Annotated in this window: 18 protein-coding genes; 11 read left to right on the forward strand and 7 right to left on the reverse strand. The window is 65.7% G+C overall.

Going from position 1 to position 22454, the window contains the following annotated elements; translation table 11 throughout:
* Nucleotides 1-28: 28 nt before the first annotated feature.
* Both ACLMAL_RS22670 and ACLMAL_RS22675 read right to left on the reverse strand, forming a co-directional pair.
* On the reverse strand, nucleotides 29-694 hold the full coding sequence (locus ACLMAL_RS22670; RefSeq protein ID WP_412000903.1) for a class I SAM-dependent methyltransferase: 666 nt from the start codon (nucleotides 692-694) through the stop codon (nucleotides 29-31).
* A 105-nt stretch (nucleotides 695-799) separates the two neighbouring features.
* Nucleotides 800-1615 (reverse strand): DUF3097 domain-containing protein, encoded by an 816-nt coding sequence (locus ACLMAL_RS22675; protein WP_412000995.1) that lies wholly within the window; start codon nucleotides 1613-1615, stop codon nucleotides 800-802.
* Nucleotides 1616-1726: 111 nt separating this feature from the next.
* Between ACLMAL_RS22675 and ACLMAL_RS22680 the strand changes: the two genes are divergently transcribed.
* Together ACLMAL_RS22680 and ACLMAL_RS22685 are read left to right on the forward strand one after the other, a co-directional pair.
* Nucleotides 1727-2158, forward strand: coding sequence for an NfeD family protein (locus ACLMAL_RS22680; protein ID WP_328402704.1), 432 nt, complete (start codon nucleotides 1727-1729; stop codon nucleotides 2156-2158).
* Complete coding sequence (locus ACLMAL_RS22685; RefSeq protein ID WP_412000904.1) at nucleotides 2158-3426, forward strand: SPFH domain-containing protein; 1269 nt, start codon at nucleotides 2158-2160, stop codon at nucleotides 3424-3426. Before ACLMAL_RS22680 ends, ACLMAL_RS22685 begins: the two co-directional genes overlap by 1 nt.
* Before the next feature lie 68 nt (nucleotides 3427-3494).
* Here ACLMAL_RS22685 and ACLMAL_RS22690 read toward each other — a convergent pair whose 3' ends face one another.
* Nucleotides 3495-4061, reverse strand: a complete 567-nt coding sequence (locus ACLMAL_RS22690) for a TetR/AcrR family transcriptional regulator (RefSeq protein ID WP_412000905.1) — start codon at nucleotides 4059-4061, stop codon at nucleotides 3495-3497.
* A 76-nt stretch (nucleotides 4062-4137) separates the two neighbouring features.
* Between ACLMAL_RS22690 and ACLMAL_RS22695 the strand changes: the two genes are divergently transcribed.
* Nucleotides 4138-4599: a cupin domain-containing protein gene (locus ACLMAL_RS22695; protein WP_412000906.1), complete on the forward strand. Its 462-nt coding sequence runs from the start codon at nucleotides 4138-4140 to the stop codon at nucleotides 4597-4599.
* Between the two features lie 32 nt (nucleotides 4600-4631).
* On the opposite strand, the gene ACLMAL_RS22700 is transcribed toward ACLMAL_RS22695, so the two are convergent.
* Complete coding sequence (locus ACLMAL_RS22700; protein WP_412000907.1) at nucleotides 4632-5189, reverse strand: TetR/AcrR family transcriptional regulator; 558 nt, start codon at nucleotides 5187-5189, stop codon at nucleotides 4632-4634.
* A 153-nt stretch (nucleotides 5190-5342) separates the two neighbouring features.
* On the opposite strand from ACLMAL_RS22700, the gene ACLMAL_RS22705 reads away from it, so the two are divergent.
* The 8 genes from ACLMAL_RS22705 to ACLMAL_RS22740 all read left to right on the forward strand — a co-directional run bounded on the left by ACLMAL_RS22705 (nucleotide 5343) and on the right by ACLMAL_RS22740 (nucleotide 20864).
* Nucleotides 5343-6275: a ParB N-terminal domain-containing protein gene (locus ACLMAL_RS22705; protein ID WP_412000908.1), complete on the forward strand. Its 933-nt coding sequence runs from the start codon at nucleotides 5343-5345 to the stop codon at nucleotides 6273-6275.
* A 115-nt stretch (nucleotides 6276-6390) separates the two neighbouring features.
* On the forward strand, nucleotides 6391-8544 hold the full coding sequence (locus ACLMAL_RS22710; RefSeq protein WP_412000909.1) for an MMPL family transporter: 2154 nt from the start codon (nucleotides 6391-6393) through the stop codon (nucleotides 8542-8544).
* 16 nt (nucleotides 8545-8560) lie between these two features.
* Nucleotides 8561-9706 carry an LLM class flavin-dependent oxidoreductase gene (locus tag ACLMAL_RS22715; protein ID WP_412000910.1) on the forward strand — a complete coding sequence of 382 codons (1146 nt, stop codon included), beginning with the start codon at nucleotides 8561-8563 and terminating at the stop codon, nucleotides 9704-9706.
* Nucleotides 9707-9831: 125 nt separating this feature from the next.
* Entirely contained in the window at nucleotides 9832-16116 is a 6285-nt protein-coding gene (locus ACLMAL_RS22720) for a type I polyketide synthase (protein ID WP_412000911.1), read from the forward strand.
* Nucleotides 16117-16127: 11 nt separating this feature from the next.
* Nucleotides 16128-17090 (forward strand): AvrD family protein, encoded by a 963-nt coding sequence (locus tag ACLMAL_RS22725; protein ID WP_412000912.1) that lies wholly within the window; start codon nucleotides 16128-16130, stop codon nucleotides 17088-17090.
* A 33-nt stretch (nucleotides 17091-17123) separates the two neighbouring features.
* Nucleotides 17124-17900 carry an ATP-binding protein gene (locus ACLMAL_RS22730; RefSeq protein ID WP_412000913.1) on the forward strand — a complete coding sequence of 259 codons (777 nt, stop codon included), beginning with the start codon at nucleotides 17124-17126 and terminating at the stop codon, nucleotides 17898-17900.
* A gap of 9 nt (nucleotides 17901-17909) precedes the next feature.
* A complete protein-coding gene (locus ACLMAL_RS22735) occupies nucleotides 17910-18599 on the forward strand; it encodes a class I SAM-dependent methyltransferase (RefSeq protein ID WP_328402682.1) in 690 nt (229 codons plus the stop codon).
* Between the two features lie 168 nt (nucleotides 18600-18767).
* The gene (locus ACLMAL_RS22740; RefSeq protein ID WP_412000914.1) at nucleotides 18768-20864 is read left to right on the forward strand and encodes an ArnT family glycosyltransferase; all 2097 of its coding nucleotides are present in this window, start codon (nucleotides 18768-18770) and stop codon (nucleotides 20862-20864) included.
* Between the two features lie 24 nt (nucleotides 20865-20888).
* Here ACLMAL_RS22740 and ACLMAL_RS22745 read toward each other — a convergent pair whose 3' ends face one another.
* From ACLMAL_RS22745 to ACLMAL_RS22755, 3 genes are all read right to left on the reverse strand, one after another.
* Nucleotides 20889-21230: an ArsR/SmtB family transcription factor gene (locus ACLMAL_RS22745; RefSeq protein ID WP_412000915.1), complete on the reverse strand. Its 342-nt coding sequence runs from the start codon at nucleotides 21228-21230 to the stop codon at nucleotides 20889-20891.
* 107 nt (nucleotides 21231-21337) lie between these two features.
* Nucleotides 21338-21820 carry a GAF domain-containing protein gene (locus ACLMAL_RS22750; RefSeq protein ID WP_412000916.1) on the reverse strand — a complete coding sequence of 161 codons (483 nt, stop codon included), beginning with the start codon at nucleotides 21818-21820 and terminating at the stop codon, nucleotides 21338-21340.
* A 373-nt stretch (nucleotides 21821-22193) separates the two neighbouring features.
* A partial coding sequence (locus tag ACLMAL_RS22755) for a hypothetical protein (protein ID WP_412000917.1) occupies nucleotides 22194-22454 on the reverse strand: 261 nt, incomplete at its 5' end.

Here is a 22454-nt window from a genome sequence, read left to right on the forward strand (position 1 = left end):
CGAAATGCGCATGGTTAACTCATCGGTGTCAGGCCCTCCGGAACACCGCGCGCCACCGGTACGCCTCGGGTCTGGTCGGCAGGGATACCTGCTCGACACGCATGGGTTCCAGCCCGCCGACCGCGAACGATTCGATTTCCGCGCGGGTCAGCGGCCATGGCGGGCCATCCACATGCTCGCCCTCCACCCGGATGCCGGAGATCACCAGCAGTTCACCACCCGGCGCCACCATGTCCGCGACTCGGGCGATCGCCTGGGTCCGGACCGACAGTGGCATCGACTGCACGGTGATGGACTCCACCACGAGGTCGAACGCGCCGCACCACTCGGCGGGCGGATCGAGCAGATCGGCGACCACATAATCCACCGGTGAGTTCGGGAAGCGCTCGCGGGTCGTCCGAATCGCGGTTTCCGAAATATCGAACGCGGTGGTGCGGAAGCCCAGTCGCACAACATGTTCCGCATCCCTGCCCAGCCCGCTGCCGACCACCAGCGCCCGTCCGCCGACACCGGCGGGCTCGTGCCGCTCGGCCCAGTCGACCAGCAGTGGATTCGGTTCATCGGCATCCCACGGTACAATCGCCGACCCCACCTCCGCGGCGGCGTACAGTTGCTCGAACCATCCGGTCGGATCGCCTTGCGCGAGCGAGTCGGTAGCGAGCCGGGTTGCGTCCACATCACGATGGTCGGTCACTCGTCGAGTCTTGCAGAATGCGGCGGCGGGATTCGTTCGGCGTCCCGGCCGTGTCGGCTGCCAACACGAGAGGTTCCGCGAAACCGGATAATTCGGACGTGCAGGTTACTGCTCGGGCTCGGTGACGAAATCGATGAGCCGCTCCACCGCGCCGATGATCGGAGCTTCGAGGTCACGGAAGGATTCGACGGCGTTATAGACGCGTCGCCAGCCCTCCTGTGGAGTGCCCCAGCCGAGGCGGCGGCAGATGCCGGTTTTCCAGTCTTCGCTGCGTGGCACCTCCGGCCACGCCTCGATTCCGACGGCGGCGGGGCGAACCGCCTGCCAGACATCGATGAAGGGGTGGCCGGTGACGAGGACATGCGGGCCGAGGCCGGTGGTCAGTTGGGTTTCCTTCGAGCCGGTGACCAGGTGGTCGACCAGCACGCCGACTTTGCGGCCGGGGGCCGGGTCGAATTCGACGAGCCGCTCGGCCAGGTTGTCCAGGCCCTCCAGATGTTCCACGACCACGCCCTCGACGCGTAGGTCGTGGCCCCAGACTCGTTCGACGAGGGCCGCGTCGTGCACGCCCTCCACCCAGATCCGGCTGGTCCGGGCGACTCGGGCGCGCAATCCTTCGACCCGCGTGGAGCCGGATGCCGAGCGAGTGTCCTTTTTCGCAGCGGCAGCGGCCGGCCTGACCAGCGTGACCGGTTGGCCGTCGATGAGGAACGCGGCCTCGCGCAGCGCGAACAGCCGCACCGCTCCGCGCCCGTCTTCCAGCTTCACGAATTCACCGTCGTAGCTGCGATCGAATCCGACCACGGCGCCGCAGAAGCCGGTGGCCGCGTCTTCGACGACGAGGTCTCGCTGCGCCGTCACCTGCGGCACTGCCCGCTTCTGCTTGCGCGAGTGCCCGCCGAAGATGTCGTTGCCATACATGTCACGCGAACTCACCCGCCCGAAGCTACCGTGCCCGGCCCGCCCGGTGGCGGAGGGCTGATCTTGTGTCTGTCGCGCCCCAGATGAGGTCCGGACCACTACAGTGGTTTTGTGGCCGCAATTGTTTGGCTGGTCGCGGGGATTCTGCTCGCGGCGGCGGAGATGCTCACCGGAGACCTCACTCTGCTGATGTTGGGTAGCGGCGCGCTCCTCACCGCCGGAATCAGCTTTGCCGCAGACACATCGGTGCTCGTGGACGCGATCGTCTTCGCGGTGGTTTCGATCGTCCTGATGCTGGGGGTGCGGCCGGTTCTGTTGCGGCACTACGGAAAGCCGCCGCTGACGCCGACCAATGTGGACGCGCTGCCCGGCAAGTCGGCACTGGTGCTCGACGCGGTGACCGAGCACAGCGGGCAGGTGAAACTGGGTGGTGAGGTGTGGACTGCCCGGCCGCTGGATCCGACCGAAGAATATCCGGAGGGGACCAAGGTGTTCGTCATGAAGATCGACGGCGCGACCGCCGTCGTCTGGAAGGGGCCGTAATGGCTGTACTGATCGTTGCCGCCGTTCTTGTGCTGCTGGTCGTGGTGGTCGTCTTCAAGTCGATCGCGCTGGTGCCGCAGGCCGAGGCGGCCGTCATCGAGCGGCTCGGACGGTACTCGCGGACTGTGTCCGGCCAGCTGACGTTCCTGGTGCCTTTCGCCGATCGGATCAGGGCGAAGGTGGACCTGCGCGAGCGGGTCGTGTCGTTCCCGCCGCAGCCGGTGATCACCGAAGACAACCTGACACTGCATATCGACACCGTCGTGTACTTCCAGGTGACCAGCCCGCAGGCGGCGGTATACGAGATCAGCAACTACATCGCGGCGGTCGAGCAGCTGACCGTGACGACGCTGCGCAATGTGGTCGGTGGCATGACGCTGGAACAGACGTTGACCTCGCGTGACCAGATCAACGGGCAGTTGCGCGGCGTGCTGGACGAGGCGACCGGGCGCTGGGGTCTGCGCGTCGCGCGGGTGGAGCTCAAGAGCATCGATCCGCCGCCGTCGATCCAGGAGTCGATGGAAAAGCAGATGAAGGCCGACCGGGAGAAGCGCGCGATGATCCTCACCGCAGAGGGCACGCGGGAGTCGCAGATCAAGACGGCCGAGGGCACCAAGCAGGCCGCGATTCTCTCCGCCGAGGGCGCCAAGCAGTCGGCGATCCTCGCGGCCGAGGGCGAACGGCAGAGCCGTATTCTGCGTGCCCAGGGTGAACGCGCGGCCTCCTACCTGCAGGCGCAGGGTCAGGCGAAGGCCATCGAAAAGGTCTTCGCCGCTATCAAATCCGGTAAGCCGACACCGGAACTGCTTGCCTACCAATACATGCAGACGCTGCCGCTGGTCGCGCGCGGCGATGCGAACAAGGTGTGGCTGGTGCCGAGCGATTTCGGAAAGGCGCTCGAAGGATTCGCGCAGAACTTCGCCACGAAGGGCGAGGACGGCGTCTTTCGCTACGAGCCCGCGCCGGTCGATGATGTGGCGAGCAAGCCGGAGGACGATTCCGACGTCGCGGGGTGGTTCGACACGGCCCGCGATCCGGCTATCGAACGCGCGGTCCGCGCTGCGGAGGCCGATGCCCGCACGCCGGTCGAAGGCGCTACGCCCGCACCGCGGCGCTCCTACGAACCTTCTCCGCATCAACCGGTGATTCCCGTGCACGAAGCGTTCCCGCCGGATCAGCAGCAGCCACCGCAACCCTCGCAGCAATACCGGCCCGACGATCCCCATGGTCGTCCGTGGCAGCAGCCGGGTAACAACCCGCAGCAGTAGCTCCGCCTGCCGACCGCCCTGGCGTCCGTCCGGACTCCGGGGCGGTTTTTGTTGTCACGGTGGATGATTCACGACGTACGCAAGCCGTTCATGGCGAGCTCGATGAATCGGGGCCAATCGCCACTGCCGGTGCGGATGGTTGCGGACAACGCGCCGACGAGCATGTAGACATCGGCGACCGTGGCGTCGGCGCGCAGCGTTCCCGTGGCCCGGCCGTCGGCGATCAATACCTGTATGGCCGCCTCGAGTTCGTTCAGGGCGGTGCCGCGCGGTTCGGTCCCCGATGTCCCGCGGGCGGCTTCGATGGCGGCCGAGAGTCCGCGGTCGCCTGCCAGCACCTCCCCGACCCTGGTCAGATACAGCTCGAGCCCGCGGCCGAGCTCGGGCTGCCTGCGGCATTCGGTGCGCGCGTATTCGGCCAGCTCGCCGAACCGGTGCTCGGCGGCGGCTTCGACGAGGGCCTGCCGAGTGGGGAAGTGCCGGTAAACGGTGCCGACCCCGACCCCCGCTGCCCGCGCCAACTCCGGCATCTGCACGTCGTCGCCGCGCTCGGCGAACAACGCCCTGGCGGTCTCGAGTAGGCGTAACCGGTTGCGCTGTGCGTCTTTTCGGCCGGACGTCGATGGGGTTGACAACGTCTGCACTCCTCGGTGTTAATTGAAACGGAATCGGATTCCGATTCCAGTATCTCACAGTGGAGGACAGCTTTCCATGTCAGAAGACCGTTTCATCTTTCTCGAACCCACCCAGGTGCGACCGGGGCGCGTGCCGATGCCGCCGGCGTTCGCCGTGAAGGCGATGACCGCCGACACCGAGGGCCGTTTCTCCCTGCTCGAAGTGATTGTCGCCAGGGACATTCCGCGCCACATCCATCACGCGGCCGACGAGGGCATCTACGTCCTCGAAGGCGAACTCGGTATCGACTACGACGACCGCACCTACATCGCGGGCAAAGGCACCTTCACGCTGTTGCCGCGCGGCATTCCGCATGCACTGCGCTGCGTCTCGACGCCGCCGCCGCGCGTTCTGCAGATCTCCTCGCCGGGCGGCTGGGAACACTACCTCGAGGACCTTTTCGAGGCCGGGCCCGCGGTGCTGACCGATGGCGAACTCGACCCGGCGAAGATCAATCCGATTGCCGCCGCCTACGACATTCGGTACGAAGAGCGCTGAGGGCATGCCCCCGCCGCGCCTGCGGGACAGAACTATCCGATGGACTCCATGTTCGCGGTGAGCATCTGGACCGCGGCGCGGCGCAGGTCGCGGCGGGGACGGCGGACATCGAGTTCGGCGATGCAGATCTCCGCGACCATGGCCACTTTGAGCTGAGACGCGGCGTTCGGGTCCGGCCAGCCCACCGCGACCATATCCGGTTGCCCCACCGCGACGAAGATTTCGTGGCGTCTGCGGATCTCCTCGCGCAGATCCGGATCGGTGCGCGCCTGCACCATGAACGCCTCGGTGCCACGCGCGTCGAGGCAGGCATCGAGAAAGGCGTCGAGACTCAGACCGACCCGCTCCAGCCCCGGCGGGATGCCGACCAGGGCGGCCATCACCTTCTGCGAGAGGGAGTCGAAGAATCGGCGGTGTAGTGCGATGACATAACTGCGGCGATTGACGAAGTGGCGGTAGAAAGTCCCTTTCGCCATCCCGGCCTCCGCGACCACCGCATTGATCGAAAGGCGTTGTAGCCCCTCGCGTTCCGCCACCACAGTGCCCGCGATCAGCAGTGCCGTACGACCGGGGTCGGCAATGACTGTCATAGTTTCGCACTCTCCCCACTCTTCTTGGAAAGCCTAGTATCGAACACCCCGCGCACATACGCTGTGACCGATCGGTCGGAGCCTAGACGGTTTCGAGACCGTCTGGTCATCGATGACCGTGCCGTTTCTGGGTGACACCCCTGGGGGTTTCGAATGTCCGCTGAGCGAAGTTTTACCGCCGGTGATGTAGTTCCAATCTCGACCAGCGCGCGTTATCTGGTTTCGATCGATCAGTTGTTGCCCGCGGACTCGCCCCGTTCCAATGGCGAGGACCGCAAGCATATCGCCAGGCTCGCTGAGAGCGAGGCCGAACTGCCGCCAATCCTGGTGCACCGCAACACAATGCGTGTCATCGACGGGATGCACCGGTTGCGGGCTGCGCGATTGCGCCAGCAGGACAGGATCGAGGTCGAATTCTTCGACGGCAGTCAGGCCGAGGCCTTTCTTCGCGGCGTCGAGCTGAACACGACGCACGGGCTGCCGCTGACGCTCTCGGATCGAAAGGCGGCGGCCGAGCGCATCATTGATTCGATGCCGGAGCTGTCGGACCGGGCGATCGCGGCCAGCACCGGTCTGTCGGGGAAGACGATCGCCGCCATTCGAAAGCGTTCGAGTGCGGAAATTCCGCAGTCGAACGTTCGTGTCGGCGCAGACGGACGCCGCAGACCACTGGATCGGACGCAACGCAGGCGGCGGGTGGCCGAGTTGCTCGCCGGCTCGCCCGATATGCCGTTGCGCGCCTTGGCCGCGGCCGCGGAGGTGTCGATCAGCACTGCCCACGCCATCCGAAAGCGATTGCGTGAGATGGATTGTCCGGTCGGCGTCGGCAGTTCCGAACAACCTGATGACGCCTCGCTGCTGTTGCAACAGCTCACCCGAGATCCCGCCATGCGGCTGAACCAACAGGGCCGGGATCTGTTGCGCTGGCTGCACACCCACTCGATCCAGCGTGACGTCTGGACCACCCTGATCGCCGCCGTGCCACCGCACACCGTGCCGGTCATCACCGAGCTTGCCAGCAAGAACGCCAAAGAATGGCGTGCACTGGCCAGCTACATCGATTCCGCATCCGCTACCGCCGAATAAACACCCGAGCGCAATTCGCCGGAACGCCCCGAGATCTAACGAGGTAATCGTCATGCTTGTTGGTGTCGCACACTTTGCGTCACGTCGGCCGCGGTCAATTCTCTATGGGGCCTTGTTGATCGGAATTGTCTGTGTTGCACTCGGCTGGAATGCGCCTGCGCACTTGAAATCAGGTGGCTTCGTACCGCCGAACACCGAGTCGGCGCAAGTCGCGGCACTGCTGAATCGCAGTTTTCCGGGCGCAGCGCCGAATATCGTGCTCTTGGTCAGCGCACCGGAGGGCATCGATGGCCCCGCGGCACGGTCGGTCGGCGAACGACTATCGAAGGACCTGCGCGGGTGCGGCGACATCGACGCCGTGCAGTCGTACTGGGAACTACCCGTCGACCTGAGGCAGGCGTTGCGCAGCACCGATGACCGCAGCGGCCTGGTACTTGCCCACGTCAACGGCGACGACACCGTCGCGCCGAAGCGGGCGGGCAGGATCGCCGAACAGCTCGCCGGCGAAACCGACGGCGTCACGGTCCGAGCAGGCGGCCAGGCGGTCGCACTCGACCAAATGAGCCACCAGATCATCAAGGATCTCCTGGTCACCGAGGCAATTGCCGTGCCGCTGACCGGGTTGGTGCTGATGCTGGTGTTCGGCAGCGTGATCGCGTCGATGATTCCGCTCGCTGTCGGTGTCTTCAACATCTTCGCGACGCTGCCGATTCTGCGGCTGCTCTCCGAGATCGGTGATGTGTCGATCTTCGCGTTGAACATGATGAGCGCACTGGGTTTCGCGGTCGCGATCGATTCGAGCCTGTTCATGGTCAGCAGATTCCGTGAGGAACTCGCCGGTGGCCGCGACACGACGGCGGCCGTGCTGCGTACCGTACAGACGGCGGGCCGCACCGTATTGTTCTCCGGCCTCGTCGTGGCGCTGTCGCTGTCCACGTTGCTGGTGTTCCCGCTGTATTTCCTGCGTTCGCTGGCCTACGCCGGGTTGGCTGTGCTCGCGGCGGCTGTGTTCACCACGTTGCTGCTCGTGCCCGCAGCGCTGGCGGTAATCGGACCACGGGTGAACCTGTTCGATCTGCGAATCCCGTTGCGTCGCCTGTTGCGTCGCCTGCCGCCGGTCGCCGTCGATCCGGCCGCGAGTCGTTGGTACCGCGCGGTGACCGTGGTGATGCGTTATCCCGTGGTTGCCGCAGCGGCCGTGATCGCCGTGCTGCTGGTGCTCGGCGCGCCGTTCGTGTCGATCCGATTCGGATCTGCCGACGACCGGGTGATTGCCGGGGCATCCAGCCACGAGGTCGGCGATGCGCTGCGCACCGACTTCCGTGAAAATGCCATGGCGGGCGTGCTCGTTGCGCTGCCCGACTACCACGGGCCCATCGAATCGATCGGTGTCTACGCCGCGCAGCTGTCGCGTGTCGACGGTGTCACCTCGGTGGTCTCGGCCGCCGGTACCTACATCGGCGGCGCGCGCCTGGCCTCCGCGTTGCCCGATATGGCCGATGACGCGGGCACCTATCTCCGGATCGGCACTCGGCTCGATCCCTATTCGCCTGCGGGCATCGACCAGTTGGACCGGATTCGAGTGGTGGGCGCCCCGGGTCCGGCCCGCTTCGGCGGCGCCGCGGCGGAGAATGTCGATTCGCTGCATGCTCTCGGTGCGAAGGTTCCGCTGGCGATTGCGCTGATCGCGCTGTCCACGTTCGTGGTGCTGTTCCTCTTCACCGGCAGCGTCGTGCTGCCGGTCAAAGCGCTGGTGCTCAACACACTGTCGTTGTCGGCGACCTTCGGCGCGATGGTATGGATCTTCCAGGAAGGGCATCTGGCCGGACTCTTCGGTTTCGCTCCGACCGGCTATCTCGTGCCGACCATGCCGATTCTGATGTTCTGCATCGCTTTCGGTGTGTCGATGGACTACGAGGTGTTCCTGCTCTCGCGCATCCGTGAGGACTGGCTGTCGTTCGGCGACAACACGCATGCCGTGGCCATGGGCGTGGCGCGGACCGCGCGCATCTTCACGGCCGCCGCCTGCCTGATGGCCATCGCCTTCGCTGGGATGGTGACCTCGCACGTGTCGTTCATCCAATTGTTCGGCCTCGGATTGACGCTGGCGGTGCTGTCGGACGCCACCTTGATCCGCGGCGTGCTCGCGCCCGCGCTGATGCGGCTGATGGGCGCCGCCAACTGGTGGGCGCCGCGACACCTCGCGACTCTGCACGAACGCATCGAAATCTCCGAGACCAGCGTCGATCTCGAGCCAGTAGCCAAATGATCGAACAGGACACGACATGGCGAAATTTCGCACCGGCGTCATGGATTCGGGTGTCTACACCCGGTTTTCGCCCGACCTACAGTTCCGCGGCAGCCGCTCCTTGGCGATGGCAGGCGGCGCGGACTCGCTGTGGGTGACCGACCATCTGCCCTCCATCCTGCCCGCATCGATCTGGAACCCGAGGCACGTCGGCATCACCAGGCTTGCACCGCACGCCGACGGGATCTATGAACCATGGACCGCGCTCGGCTATCTCGCCGCGCACAACCGGCTGGCGCGGATGCGGCTCGGGGTCGGCGTCACCGATGCGGGCAGACGCAATCCGGCGGTGACCGCACAAGCCGCGGCGACGCTGCACCAATTGAGCAGGGGCCGGGCGATTCTCGGCATCGGCACCGGCATCCGCGACAACAACGAGCCCTACGGTGTGGACTGGAAAGCGCCGGTGGCGCGCTTCGAGGAAGCGCTGGCGACCATCCGGGCGCTGTGGGATTCGCACGGCAGCTTGGTCACTCGGGAGTCGGCGCACTTCCCGTTGCGGGATGCCGTCTTCGATATTCCGCCGTATCGCGGCACCCGGCCCGAGATCTGGGTCGCGGCGGGCGGCCCCCGAATGTTGCGCGCCGCAGGACGATACGCCGACGTGTGGTTCCCTGGCTTCGCGCAACAGCCACAGGATTACCAGCAGCGGCTCGAGCAGGTTCGCAGCGCGGCATCCGATGCAGGCCGTGATCCGATGGCGGTCGACGCCGCCGCGGTGTTCAGCGTGCTCACCGGTGCGCGACAGTCCGATGTCGACGAGTTGACCGACAGTGTCGGGGCGCGGGCGCTCACCTTGTGTGCCCCTGGCGAGATGTGGACAAGGCACGGCGCCACCCATCCGATGGGCGCGGATTTCGCCGGGCTGCAGGACCTCATTCCGCAGACCTTGGACGAACCGACCGTGCTCGAATACATAGAAAAAGTCCCGCGGTCGCTGGTGCGTGAATTCTGCCTGACCGGGACACCGGACGAAGTGATCGAGCAGCTTGCCAAATGGCGCGATAACGGCCTGCGTTATGCCGTGCTCATGAACCTGAGTGCAATTCATCCGAAAATGCGAAGCGGGATGTTGTCGAATGCGCCGCTCGTATCGATCTTGCGCAAGCTGAAACGCTTCTAATGCAACAAGATTGACGGCTGATCCACCCCGTGAATATTATGGGTATCGCGAGCGAAGAGGCTCGATCGATATTTATGCTGCGGGTGGGGTTCGGCATATCTAATTTCCGTAGACCAGGAGTGATAATGGTCGACATTGCAATTGTGGGTATCGGCTGCCGATTTCCCGGCGGCGTATTCGACCCGGAGAGCTACTGGAATTTTCTCCTCGCAAAGGGTGACGGCATCGTCGATATCCCGGTGGATCGCTGGAGTATCGAGAAGTACTATGACCCGGACCCGGACGCGCCAGGCCGGATGTACACCAGGCGCGGTGGCTTCCTCACCCAACCACTATGGGATTTCGATGCCGATTTCTTCGGCATCGCCCATCGGGAGGCCGCCATCCTGGACCCGCAGCAGCGGCTGCTGCTGGAGGTGACCTGGGAGGCGCTCGACGACGCGGGGATGGCCGGGCGGGTGTCCGGCCATTCCGTCGGCGTCTATATCGGCGGATTCATTCTCGACAACGTGCTCGGCCGCAGTGGCCCGCTGGTGCGAGAGGCCATCACGAATCACACCGCGATGAGCGCCTCGCACACCCTGCTGTCGAACCGCATCTCATATCTGCTCGACCTGCACGGACCCAGCCTGACGGTAGACACGGCGTGCTCATCGTCACTGGTCGCCACGCACTTGGCGGTCCAGGCGATCACGAACGGTGAATGCGAGATGGCACTGGCCGGCGGCGCCAACACCATGCTGCAACCGGAGACGTTCATCTCCATGTGCAAAGGTCGCTTCCTCGCCGTCGACGGCCGCTGCAAGACCTTCGACGCGGCCGCCGACGGGTACGGCCGTGCGGAGGGCGCGGGCGCGGTGCTGCTGAAGTCGTTGGATGCGGCTCAACGCGATAACGACCGCATCTACGCGGTCATCCGCGCGACGGGGGTCAACCAGGACGGTCGCACGATCGCCATCCCGGTGCCGAATCCCATTGCCCAGGAACAACTTGCGCGGCAGGTCCGCGAGGACGCCGGCATCGCGGGGCAGGAGGTGAGCTATCTGGAAGCGCACGGCACCGGCACCGCAGTGGGCGACCCGATCGAATTGACGGCGCTGGGGGCGGTATACGGCGCGGTGGACGGCCGCAGCGAACCGGTGCCGGTCGGCTCGGTGAAGAACAACTTCGGGCACACCGAGGCGGCAGCCGGCGTTGCGAGCCTCATCAAGGCGGCGCTGACGCTGCACCACCGCACCGTGGCGCCGCAATGCTCGCTCGATACGCCGAACCCGGATATCCCCTTCGGCGAGCTACAGCTGCGCGTGCCGCTGGCTGCCGAGCCGTTGCCCGCGGCACCCGGGAAGGGCATCGTCGCGGTCAACGGATTCGGGTATGGCGGCACCAATGCACACGTCGTGCTCGGTGAGGCGCCGCAGCCGGTAGCCGCACCCGAGGACGAGCGTCCGGTACTGCGCGTGCTGCCGGTCTCCGGACGTGGCGAGGCCGCCGTGCGGACGCTCGCGGGCGAGGTGGCGTCGGCGCTGGCCGAGCAGCCCATCGAGACGGTGACGGCGGCGGCATGGACCCGCCGCGCCCATCACCCGCTGCGCGTCGGGTTCGCCTACGAGAACGCCGAGGATCTGCGCGCCCAGCTGACCGCTTTTGCCGCGGGCGAGGGTCGCGCACCGAGCCGGATCATCGGCGACGGGGAGGTCGAGCCGGTCTTCGTGTTCAGTGGCATGGGTCCGCAGTGGTGGGGGATGGGCCGTGAATTGCTCACCACCGAATGCACTTTCGCGAGGGTGGCGCGCGAGATCGATCGTGAGTTCGTCGCGGTGGCGGGCTGGTCGATCCTCGACGAGATGCTCGCCGCCGAGGCCGATTCGCGCATTATGCAGACCGCGTACGCCCAGCCCGCCAACTTTCTGTTGCAGGCGGCGCTGGCCGCCGAACTCGCCGACTACGGCATCTATCCGTCGGTGGTAGTCGGTCACAGCGTCGGTGAAGTCGCCGCCGCATACGTCTCCGGTGCGCTGTCGCTGCGCGACGCGGTGACCGTCAGCTATCACCGATCCCGCTTGCAGGCCGCGACGGCGGGCACCGGCGGCATGCTCGCCGTCGGTATGTCCGAGGCCGACGCGCGCGAGCTGCTCGCGCGCACCGAGGGCATCTCGATCGCCGCGGTCAACAGTCCCGGCTCGATCACCCTCGCAGGCGACAGCCAGGACCTGGAGATGCTGCGCGACATGCTGGCCTCCACCGGCGTCTTCGCACGGACCCTGCGGGTCGAGGTGCCCTATCACAGCCACCTCATGGACCCGATCCTCGACGAGCTGCGTGCCGAATTGGCCTCGCTCGCACCGCGGGATGCGAAGGTCACCACCTATTCCACCGTGACGGCGGACGAGATCACGGGCGACACCTGGATAGGCGATTACTGGTGCCGCAATGTTCGTGAGCCCGTCCGGTTCGCCGACGCCATCGGTGCGTTGGTCGACGCTGGGCATCGGGTGTTTCTCGAGGTCGGGCCGCACCCGGTGCTCAGCGGCAACATCCGGGAGATGCTGATCCAGCGCGGCGTGGTCGGCGCCTCGGTGACCACGCTGGCGCGTGACCGGCGCGACCGCCGGCATGTGCTGCGCGCGGTGGCCGATCTGTATGTCGCGGGCTCGCTGGACGGTTCGTCGATCCCGGGCCGGTCCGCCTCGGTGGTCGGGCACGTCGATCTGCCCGCCTACCCGTGGCAGCGCAAGCGCATCTGGCACGACGAGCCGGTCACGTTGCTCGATCGGCTCGGCACACCGGACAGTCGTGCGTTACTCGGTGACCCAACCTCGGCGGTGTCGTCGGAATGGGAAGTGCAGCTTTCGGTTTCGCGACTACCCTGGCTGGCCGACCATGTCGTGGATGGTTACGTGGTGCTGCCGGGTGCCGCCTATCTGGATGCCGCGCTCAGCGCCGCGATCGAGCGCACCGGCCGCACGAGTGCAGGACTGGAGTCGGTGGAATTCGTCGCGCCGCTGGTGATCGACGAGCACGATGTGCCGGTGCTGCGGGTGACCGTCGAGGAATCGACGCGCCGCTTCATGATCCGCTCGCGTTCGGCCGATACCGTGAACTGGACATTGAACGCCCACGGCCGACTGATCGAGGCCGATTTCGAGCCGGCGCTCGAGAGCATCGGCGCACCGGCGGACGCTATGGTCATCGCGGGTCCGGATCTCTACCGCGCTCTGGCTTCTCGCGGGCTCGACTACGGGCCCGCCTTCCAGCGCATCGTGTCGGCCGTCGTCGGTAGAGACGCTGTCGTCGCGTCACTGGCGCCCATCGAGGTCGCCCACCGGCATCTTGCCCACCCGGCCATCGTCGATGCGGCATTGCAGTGCGTTGCCGCACTGGCCGCCGGTCCGGCGGCGGATTCCGATGTCGCCATCGTGCCTGCCTCGATCGCGGGCGTGCGGTGGCTCGGCGAGCTGCCCGAGCGCGCCAGGGTGGTGGTGACCAGGCATGGCAGCGATCCGCTGCGCGCCGATATCGTGATCGTCGGCGAGCACGGCGAGGTCGCGATGCGGATGACCGGAGTCGAGTTCCGTCCGGTCAGCGCGGCGGTCGATATTTCACATCAATTGGAACAGGTTTTCTACCAACCGATCTGGGAGATAATCGAGCCGGAGCTACCCGTCGAACAGCCCGAATCCGATGAGGTCGTCGTCACCGTCTGTGTCGGCCCCGACGCCGCCGATCGCGCGGTCGCGCTGCTGGGGGATCGGTCCGATCGGACCGTTGTGATCACCGACCCTGCCGGCGACGGTACCGACGAACAACTGCGACTTGCGCTGCGCACCGACGGGGCAATCGCCGGACCACGGATCCGGGTGGTCGTTGTCTTCGACACCGAATTTGCCGCCGCTCAGAACGTTTACTGGCTGGCCCGAATCGCGAACGCCGTCGAGGATCTGCGCATCGACGACGAGGCGGTACAAATTCGCGGTGTCCTGGTCACCGAACAGGCACTGTGCACGCCCGCAGACTCCTCGGCCCGAATCCGCCACGGCGCGTTGATCGGCGCGCGCCGGGCACTGCTCAACGAGCAGCCAGTAGCGCGGTGGCGACTGATCGATCTGGACGGAACCGCAGGGCAGCCTGCCGCGGATCTGATTCTGGCGGAGGACATCGTCGATGAGATCGCGGTGCGCGGTGACGCGTACTGGGCCGTGCGGCTCGAGCAGAACCTCGCGTCCTACCTCGAGCAGCGCGAGCAGACCGGACCGCTGTCGAAGCCCGAGCAATCCTTCGAGGTGGAGATCCCCAGGTCCCGGCTGATGTCGGATCTGGCGCTGCGTGAAACCGACCGGGTCGCGCCCGGACCCGGCGAGATCGAGATCCGGATGGATGCCGTCGGACTGAACTACAAGGACGCCATGAAAATCATCGGCGTTCTCACCGAAAAGGAGCTCGGCGAAACCTATTTCGGAATGACAGTGGGTATGGAGGGCTCCGGTCTGGTCGAACGGATCGGGCCGGACGTCACCGATATCGCCGTCGGCGACCGGATGATGGTGTGTGCGGGCGACATCCTGCGCAAGTACGTCACGATGCCCGCCGACGCGGGCGCGACGCTGCCGCATCCGCTTGCGCCCGGCGAATACTACGACCCGTTGACCTGCGGTTCTGGATTGCCTTTCCTGACAGCCGAATTCGGTCTGCGCACGCTGGCCAAGCTGCAACCGGGTGAGACCGTGCTGATTCATGGCGCTGCGGGCGGCATGGGCATGGCCGCGGTACAGGTCGCATTGAATATCGGCGCACGGGTGATCGCGACGGCGGGCACGCCGGAACGACGCGAGCATGTGCGGTCGGTGGGTGCGCACGAGGTGCTGAACTCGCGGTCGGCCGATTTCGTCGACGACATCGCGCAACTGACCGGCGGGCGTGGCGTGGACGTGGTCTACAGCTCGGCGCCGGGGGAGATCCTGCAGCAGAACTTCCGTGTCGCAGCGGAATTCGGCCGGATCATCGATATCGGCAAAGCTGATATATACACCGGCGGCGTCATCGATCTCGGGCCGTTCGACCGCAACCTCACCTTTATCGCTGTCGACATGGATCGGGCGCTCGCGCACGATCCGGAGATTCTGCGCAGGCCGATGCGGATCACTCAGCAAGCCCTGCGCGACGGCACCTACCAATACCTGCCCTACACCGCCTATCCGCTGGCGGAACTCGTCGCCGCGTTCGAGTCGGTAGCGAGGGCGGATCAGGTCGGCAGGGTGGTAGTGGACTTCCGCGAGGATCAACCGCCGGTGCGGCCGAAGCTGGAATATCCGCGGATCGACCCTGCCGCAAGCTATCTCGTGACGGGAGGATTCGGCGGCTTCGGTCTTGCCACGGCCCGCTGGCTGGTTCGGGAGGGGGCACGCAGGCTGGTGCTCGCGGGGCGCGGTGGTGCGGCCGGCCCACAGGCCCGCGCCCAGATCGCCGAATTCACCGAAGCAGGGGTCGAAGTGATCGAGGAGCGCCTCGACATTTCCGACTATGACGCCACAGTCGGTCTCATTGCCAGGATCGACGGCGCGGCCGGGCCGTTGCGCGGCATCTTCCACGCCGCCGGGGTGGTCAACAATCTGCCCATTCCGCAGATCACGCGCGAGTCCGTCGATGACCTGTTCGCCAAGGTGCGCGGCGCCGAGAATCTCGACCGGGCCACCGATGCGGTCGGTGTCGAGCTCGACATATTCGTGCTGTACTCCTCGATCAGCGCACTCGGCTGCATCACGCCGCAGATCGGTTACGCCGCAGCCAATGCCGCGCTCGACGCGCTTGCGGCCAACCGGCGCGGCCGAGGCGCGGCCGCGCTGTCGGTGAACTGGGGCTTCATGAGTGGCGGCGGTATGGCCGACACCACCGAGGCCCTGGTCGAGTACGTCAAGATGCTCGGCTTCCTCCCCATCGACATGGACAGGGCAACCACGCTGCTGCGTGAATGTCTGTCACTCGACACCGCACAGGCCGCGGTGGCCGATATCGATTGGGAGGTGTGGTCACGCGGCGCTCGGCCGTCCACCGACACCCACCGTTTCCGCCAACTGCTCGCCGAGATCGGCGTCGGTGGCGCATCGGGCGGCACGCTGCGTACCGAGATCCTCGCCTTGCCGACCGAGCAGCGGGTCGATTTCATCGCGCAGCGGCTCGCCGACCAACTCGCAGTGGTGCTCGGCGTGGAGACCGACACCATCAATATCGACGAGCCGGTCACCGACCTCGGTATGGACTCGTTGATGGCGATGGAATTCGGCGCCCGCACCGAAAAGGCGCTCGACCTCAAGATTTCCGCGCTCGAGATCAGCAGGGGCCTGTCGCTGCGCGGTCTCGGGACCAAAATTGTCAGCCAATTCGAGACGCCCGGCGACGAGCCGGTCGCGGCCTGAAAGGACGCGGCATGTCCACCGAACTGATCGCATTCGACACCATCGACGCCGTGTTGGGCCACCGGGAGGGCCGCTTCTTCGGCGAGGGCTACAAGCGAATTGCCCACCACATCTTCGATATCGCGTTGGACCACGACCCGGCAGGCCGGCCACGACTCACGGCCTCGGCCGGCGTGACCTATCCGCTCGACTGGTCGCAGAAGAGCTCCCGGGTGCTGGAGCCGCATCTCAGCAGCATCGATTGCTCGATCTTCGGCTATCGCCTGCTCGAGGTCATTCTGCGGGAGTTCTGCGGACTGACCGTGGGCGAAATCCGGTCGTCGTGGCTGTCCTACATCCAATTCAGCAGCGGCACTGCGGCGACCGAATCGCTCGACCAGTTCCGGATCGTCGCAACCGTCACCGCGGTCGGGGATTCCTCGATCACCGTCACCAGCGAGCTGGGTGCCGCCATGGCGTTGGAAGCGACTGTCACGCTACCGGTCACACCGCGATTACGAACCATGGAGCCACGCACCGTGCTCGAGGAAGGACACGGATATTTTCACGGCGCGGTCTATCAGCGCGGTCAATACCTGCGCAATGTCGTGATAGCCAATGCGGAAAGCCGGGCCGGCGCCGAATTCGAACTGGTGGAGCAGGATTCGCCAGGAGGCGGGCGCGGCGTCGCCGATGCCTATCAGCCATCGGTCACGCTGGTCGACGCGACGGTGATCCTGGCGCAGCTGTCCCAAGTCCTGCTCTACGAACTGGACAATATCGCCCGCAAGGACAGCGAAACGCTGTGGATGCGACGGATGACCGCCCGGGCCGCGGCTGCGCCGCCGCCCTACGAGCCCGGCTCGGCATCGACACAGATGGTGCGGTCGATGATTCTCACCTTCGGCGGCGGCGATTGGCGAATATCCACCTGGGAAGCGGATTTCGCGGGTTGCGAGATCCGATACGACCTGGCCCACCGACTTCCCGCGTAGTTCGCGGAACCTGTTCTCCGAGAAAGGCATCCCATGTCGGGAATCAATTATCGGCGCATCGTGATCTCCGGAACCTATTCCACCGGGAAGACCACCACTTCGACCGCGCTATCCTTGCTGACCGGCATTCCCCGGGTCGACGCCTCGTCGGCACGCGAGGTGGTCACCGAACTGTATCCGGGTATGCGGTTCCAGGATCTGAGCACCACCGAACTCATGGCGCTCGGCTTCCGGCGCCTGGAACTGCGGATCCAGGCCGAGGCCATCCTGGATGCCGAGGGCGGATTCATCGCCGACGGCTCCGTGCTCAACGAGTGGATCTATGGCACCACCCGGCTGATCACCGGCCCCAATCCCGGTTCGGCGCGATGGCACAAGGTGCTGAAGAACACCATCACCCTGCCCGGTCGACCGTTTTATCGCCGCTATCTGAATGCCTACGGGGACATGGCAAGACAGCGCGCCAGGCAGAACTACGACATCTTCTTCCACCTCCCGGTGGAGGTGCCGATGGATCCGGACGGCCATCGCCCGGTCGACGAGCGCTACCGCGCCCTTTCCGATCAGAAGCTGCTGCATGCGATCAGTGAACTCGGCCAGCCCGTGGTGACCGTGCGCGGCACCCCGGAGCAGCGGCTGGAATCGATCATGAAGGTACTGGACATTCCCACTGTGATGGATATCGATGTCGCGGTGAAGGAGGCGATGGAATTCGTGCGCTCCAGCCGGGAGCGGGTCCAGGAAGCGATCATCGCGCAGCAGGAACTCCCCACCCTTGCCAAGAAGATCAAGTTCGCTACCCGCGTTTAGGAGAAAACCATGACCGTTCTGTTGGATAAGACCAAGCGCTACAACCCGATCGACTCCTGGTTCTACGACAACTTCATCTCCGACGCGGTCCGTGATATGACCCCGACACTGTTCGACGACGTCGCCGCCGAATTGAAGGACAAGGCACAGGTCCTCGATGTCGGTTGCGGCGGTGGACAACTCGCGGTCGGCCTGGCTACTGCCGGCAAGCACTTGCAGCTCAGCGGCATCGATCTGTCGCCGCAGCAGGTCCGGCGCGCCCAGAAGCGCGGGGCGCCGCTCGGCGGTCGCATCCAGTTCCGGCAGGGTTCGGCGATGGATCTGCCGTTCGCGGACAACAGCTTCGACGCCGTCCTCAGTTCCGGGTCGATCAAGCATTGGCCGGATCAGCGCAAGGGCCTGTCGGAAATGATCCGGGTGCTGCGTCCGGGCGGTCTGCTGCTGATCATCGAGGCCGACCGTGGCTGCACCTTCGAGGATGCCCAAGGGTTCGTCGATCGGTGGCGGCTGCCGCGTCCGATGGCGCGTGCCTGCCTGCCGTTCTTCCGTACCTACATCGCTGGTTACGGTCTCGATCTGGAGGACGGACGGCAGCTCGTCGAGGATCTGCCGGTCGCAGGTGCGACGGTCGAACGCATCGCGGGCGAGCCGGGGATCCAGATCACCGCACGAAAAGTCGAGGTAGTGCAGCCGGTCTAGCCGCGTAGCGACAGACAGCGCAGGAGACGACCCGGAGTTCCGAACGGAACTCCGGGCGTTGCCTGTTGCTGATCCGGCAGGCGTCACCGAGGTGGCGGCGGTGACACTCACAGGAAACTGACAGCCGGTACACAGCGGACGTGATCCTGGGGTGCCGAGAATTCCGCTGTGACCAATGCCGCTGAGACGTCGATCAATGCCGATGGTGCGAGTTTGGTGGAGACAGCGGAGCTGAGATCGTCGCCGGGGGACCGCAGGCACTCCGGGTTGTCCGATCGGGCATGGGAATGCCTCGGGTTGGCGACGCTGCTGGTGGGGACCGGCGTCGTGTACCTATGGAACATCACCGTCAACGGCATGGGGAATGGGTTCTATGCGGCGTCGGCGCAGGCCGGGGCCGAGAATTGGAAGTCGCTGCTGTTCGGGTCGTTGGACCGTGGCAACTTCATCACCGTTGACAAACCACCGGTGTCGCAGTGGGTGATGGGGTTGTCCGGGCAGCTGTTCGGATTCTCCAGCGCGAGCATGTTGGTGCCGCAGGCATTGATGGCGGTGGCCGCGGTGGCGCTGCTGTACGGCGCGGTCGCTCGGGTGAGCGGGCGCGGAGCCGGACTGCTTGCGGGAGCGTCGCTCGCGTTGATGCCGGTGGCCGCCATGATGTTTCGGTTCAACAATCCGGACGCCGTCATGGTGCTGCTGATGACAGCGGGCGCCTACTGCACGATTCGGGCCCTGTCGCGGGCAGGCGCCGGGTGGCTTGCCCTTGCCGGGGTTGCGCTCGGCTTCGCCTTTCTTGCGAAGATGCTCGAGGGCCTGATGGTGTTGCCCGCATTGGGGATTGCCTATCTGCTCGCCGCGCCGACCACTCTCGGCAAGCGAATACTGCACCTGCTCGGTGCTGCCGCCACGCTCGTTGCGTCGTCCGGGTGGTATGTCGCGTTGACGATGTTGTGGCCCAAGGATTCTCGCCCCTACATGGCTGGTTCCACGGATGACACCTTCATGGACCTGGTGTTCGGCTACAACGGGTTGCAACGTATCCAGGGCCGCGACGGCGGAGCCGGGCGAGCTGGTATGCCTGCTGGTGTCGAGCCGCAGGAGGCCTATCCCGGGCGCGGGGGCTCCGGATTCGGCGGCGTCGGCTCGCACGCGGGCGGCGCCCGACTGTTCACCGGTGAAATCGGATTCGAGATCAGCTGGCTCATTCCCGCGGCGCTGCTCGCCTGCGTATTGGTGTTGATGGCCCGTGGTCGTCGTCCGCGCACCGATCTCGTCCGAGCGGGTGCGGTCGTCTTCGGCGTTTGGTTGGTAGTGGACGGCATCGTCTTCAGCTACATGAACGGTGGCATGCACGCCTACTACACCCTCGCGATAGCGCCCGCGATCGCCGGACTGTTCGGGCTCGGTGTGCTCGAAATGTGGCGGCTGCGCGATCGCACCCTCGGTCGGTACGGCTCCGCGGCACTGATTCTCGCGAGTGGTGGCTGGGGTTTCATACTGCTACAGCGCAATTCGGATTGGTTGCCGTTACTGCGATGGGCGGTTCTCGCCGCTACGATTGTTGCCGCCGTCGGCGTTGTCGCCACCTCGTGGTCTGGGCTGCGCCGCTTCTCGACCGTGCTGATCGCCTTTGGTGTCCTCGCAGGGCTCGGCGGCACGTCGGCATACGCGGCGGCAACGTTGGGGCAGGCGCACACCGGTGGCAGCCCCGTCGTCGGCCCTGCCGAGCCGGGACGGAGGGGTTCCGGCGGCTACTCGGGTGCAGACGCGGCGAGCCCACAATTGGACGCGATGCTGCGAGCCACCACGACGCGATGGTCCGCGGCCATCGATCGCTCCTCGCCCGCGGCCGCGCTCGAATTATCCAGCGACACTGCGGTAATGGCCATCGGTGGCTTCAAGAACGACCCCACACCGACGCTCGGCGAGTTCCAGGACTATGTGAAGAAGGGCGAGGTCACCTACTACATCGTGATGCCGCCTCGGAACTTCCGAACCGAGCCAGGGCAGCAACCGGCACCGGATCAGCGGCCGGCAGCCGGCCGAGATCCGGCGCAGGGCCAAGGGTCTGCACTCGGTGCAGGGCAAACGATGGACCAGGGCCCCGCATCGAACCAAGAGGCAGCGTTGGGCGAGGGGCAGACCTCGGGCCGGGGCGGATCACAGAGCAGCAGGCACGCTGACATCGCGGAATGGGTCGGGGCTACTTTCACGCCGACCTCGGTAGGCAACGCCACCGTCTACAACCTGTTGCAGCCCAAGTAGCCCGGTTGCCACCGCCGCCGCAGCTCAGGGCTCGATCGTCCCCGGCATCGCAGTGCCGCGGAGGTGATGGCGGAAGGCGAGACGGACGATGTCGGCGATGTCCGGGTGGGCGATGGCGTACACATTGTGGCGGCCGGACTTTCGAGCGTGAACCAGACCTGCCAGCTTGAGCTTCGCCAGGTGTTGACTCACCGCGGGGACGGTTTGCCCGATTTCGGCGGCCAGGGTTCCGACGTCGCGCTCGTCCTGACTGAGCAGCCACAGGATCTGAAGGCGGGCGGTAGCGGCGAGCATGCCGAAAACTGCTGCCGCGTCGTGTAGTCGATCTGCCGGGATGGGACCCGGCGATTCGCCGTGCTCGGTCACTTCCGCCTCCACCGTGTGGGTAGCGTCGCACGATGCGAATACTTGCGCAACTGATCGACCGCGTTCCCGACGCGATATGGCCCCGGTACAAGGCCGGTGCGTTCGGTCTAGATGGCGGCCAGAAAGACGTGCGCGACGGCTTCCAGTCCGTATTGATCGATCGCATCGAAACGGGCCGGAATCGGGCTGTCGAGATCGAAGACTCCGATGAGTTCGCCATCGCGAACGAGCGGCACGACGATTTCCGATCGGGTGTCACCGTCGCACGCGATATGCCCGGGAAAGGCATGCACGTCGGGCACGAGTTGGGTTTCTCGCGTATCGGCGGCGGTTCCGCACACGCCTTTGGCGAGTGCAATTCGGACGCACGCCGGTTTGCCTTGGAACGGCCCGACAACGAGTTCTCGCCCGTCATAGAAATAGAAGCCGACCCAATTCAGATCGGGTAGCGCGTGGAATACCAGCGACGACAGGTTGGCCGCGTTGGCGATGCGGTCGGGCTCACCGGTGACCAGCGCTTCGGCCTGCTCGACGAGCTGGCGGTACTGCTCGGACCGGTCGCCGGAAAGGTCGGGAACGGTGAATGACATGGGTGAATCCTAGGGCGTTCCCACGAGGAGGTGTGCTTCGATCGAACCCGTTTCGCCACTGACCTCACATTGTCGAGCCTTCCCAACATCGGAGGTACCGGACGGAGTTCACCGAGCTTCGGTTGCGCGACAATCGGCTGACGCGCCAACGTGAGATCGGAAGGCTGGTGCACCCCGACTACACGGCACGACCTGACCGCCGGAACGACCAGCAGGAGATATCGGTGAGTCAGCCATTGCCGATCGACTCGGGCGAACTTCGCGCGATGGTGTCGACGCTGGAGCACCTCATCTCGGCGGCGTCTCGAACCGTCGGTGAACTGAAGGCTGCCATTGCGAGCGCCGAAGCGCTCATGGACAGTGGCCGGCGCGATCACCTCCCGGGCTCGCCGATCTCGGGTGCCCATGACGTGGCACTGCCGCCCGTCACCGACACGAGTGCGGTGGTCTCGAAAGTCAATGGTCCGTCGGCGGGCATCCCCGTCGTCCGCAAGCCGGGCCCCACGCCCTGGTCACGCAGGCCACCGGTTGCACCTGCGAGCTCATCCTGCCGACCCGCGTCCGTTGCATCCTCTCGACCGTCCGCGCCACGCACGCCGAGCGCCACGGGCGTCGCTGTGTCTGCGTTTGGTGT

The organism is Nocardia sp. CWNU-33 (genome assembly GCF_046764895.1).
Lineage (GTDB): Bacteria > Actinomycetota > Actinomycetes > Mycobacteriales > Mycobacteriaceae > Nocardia.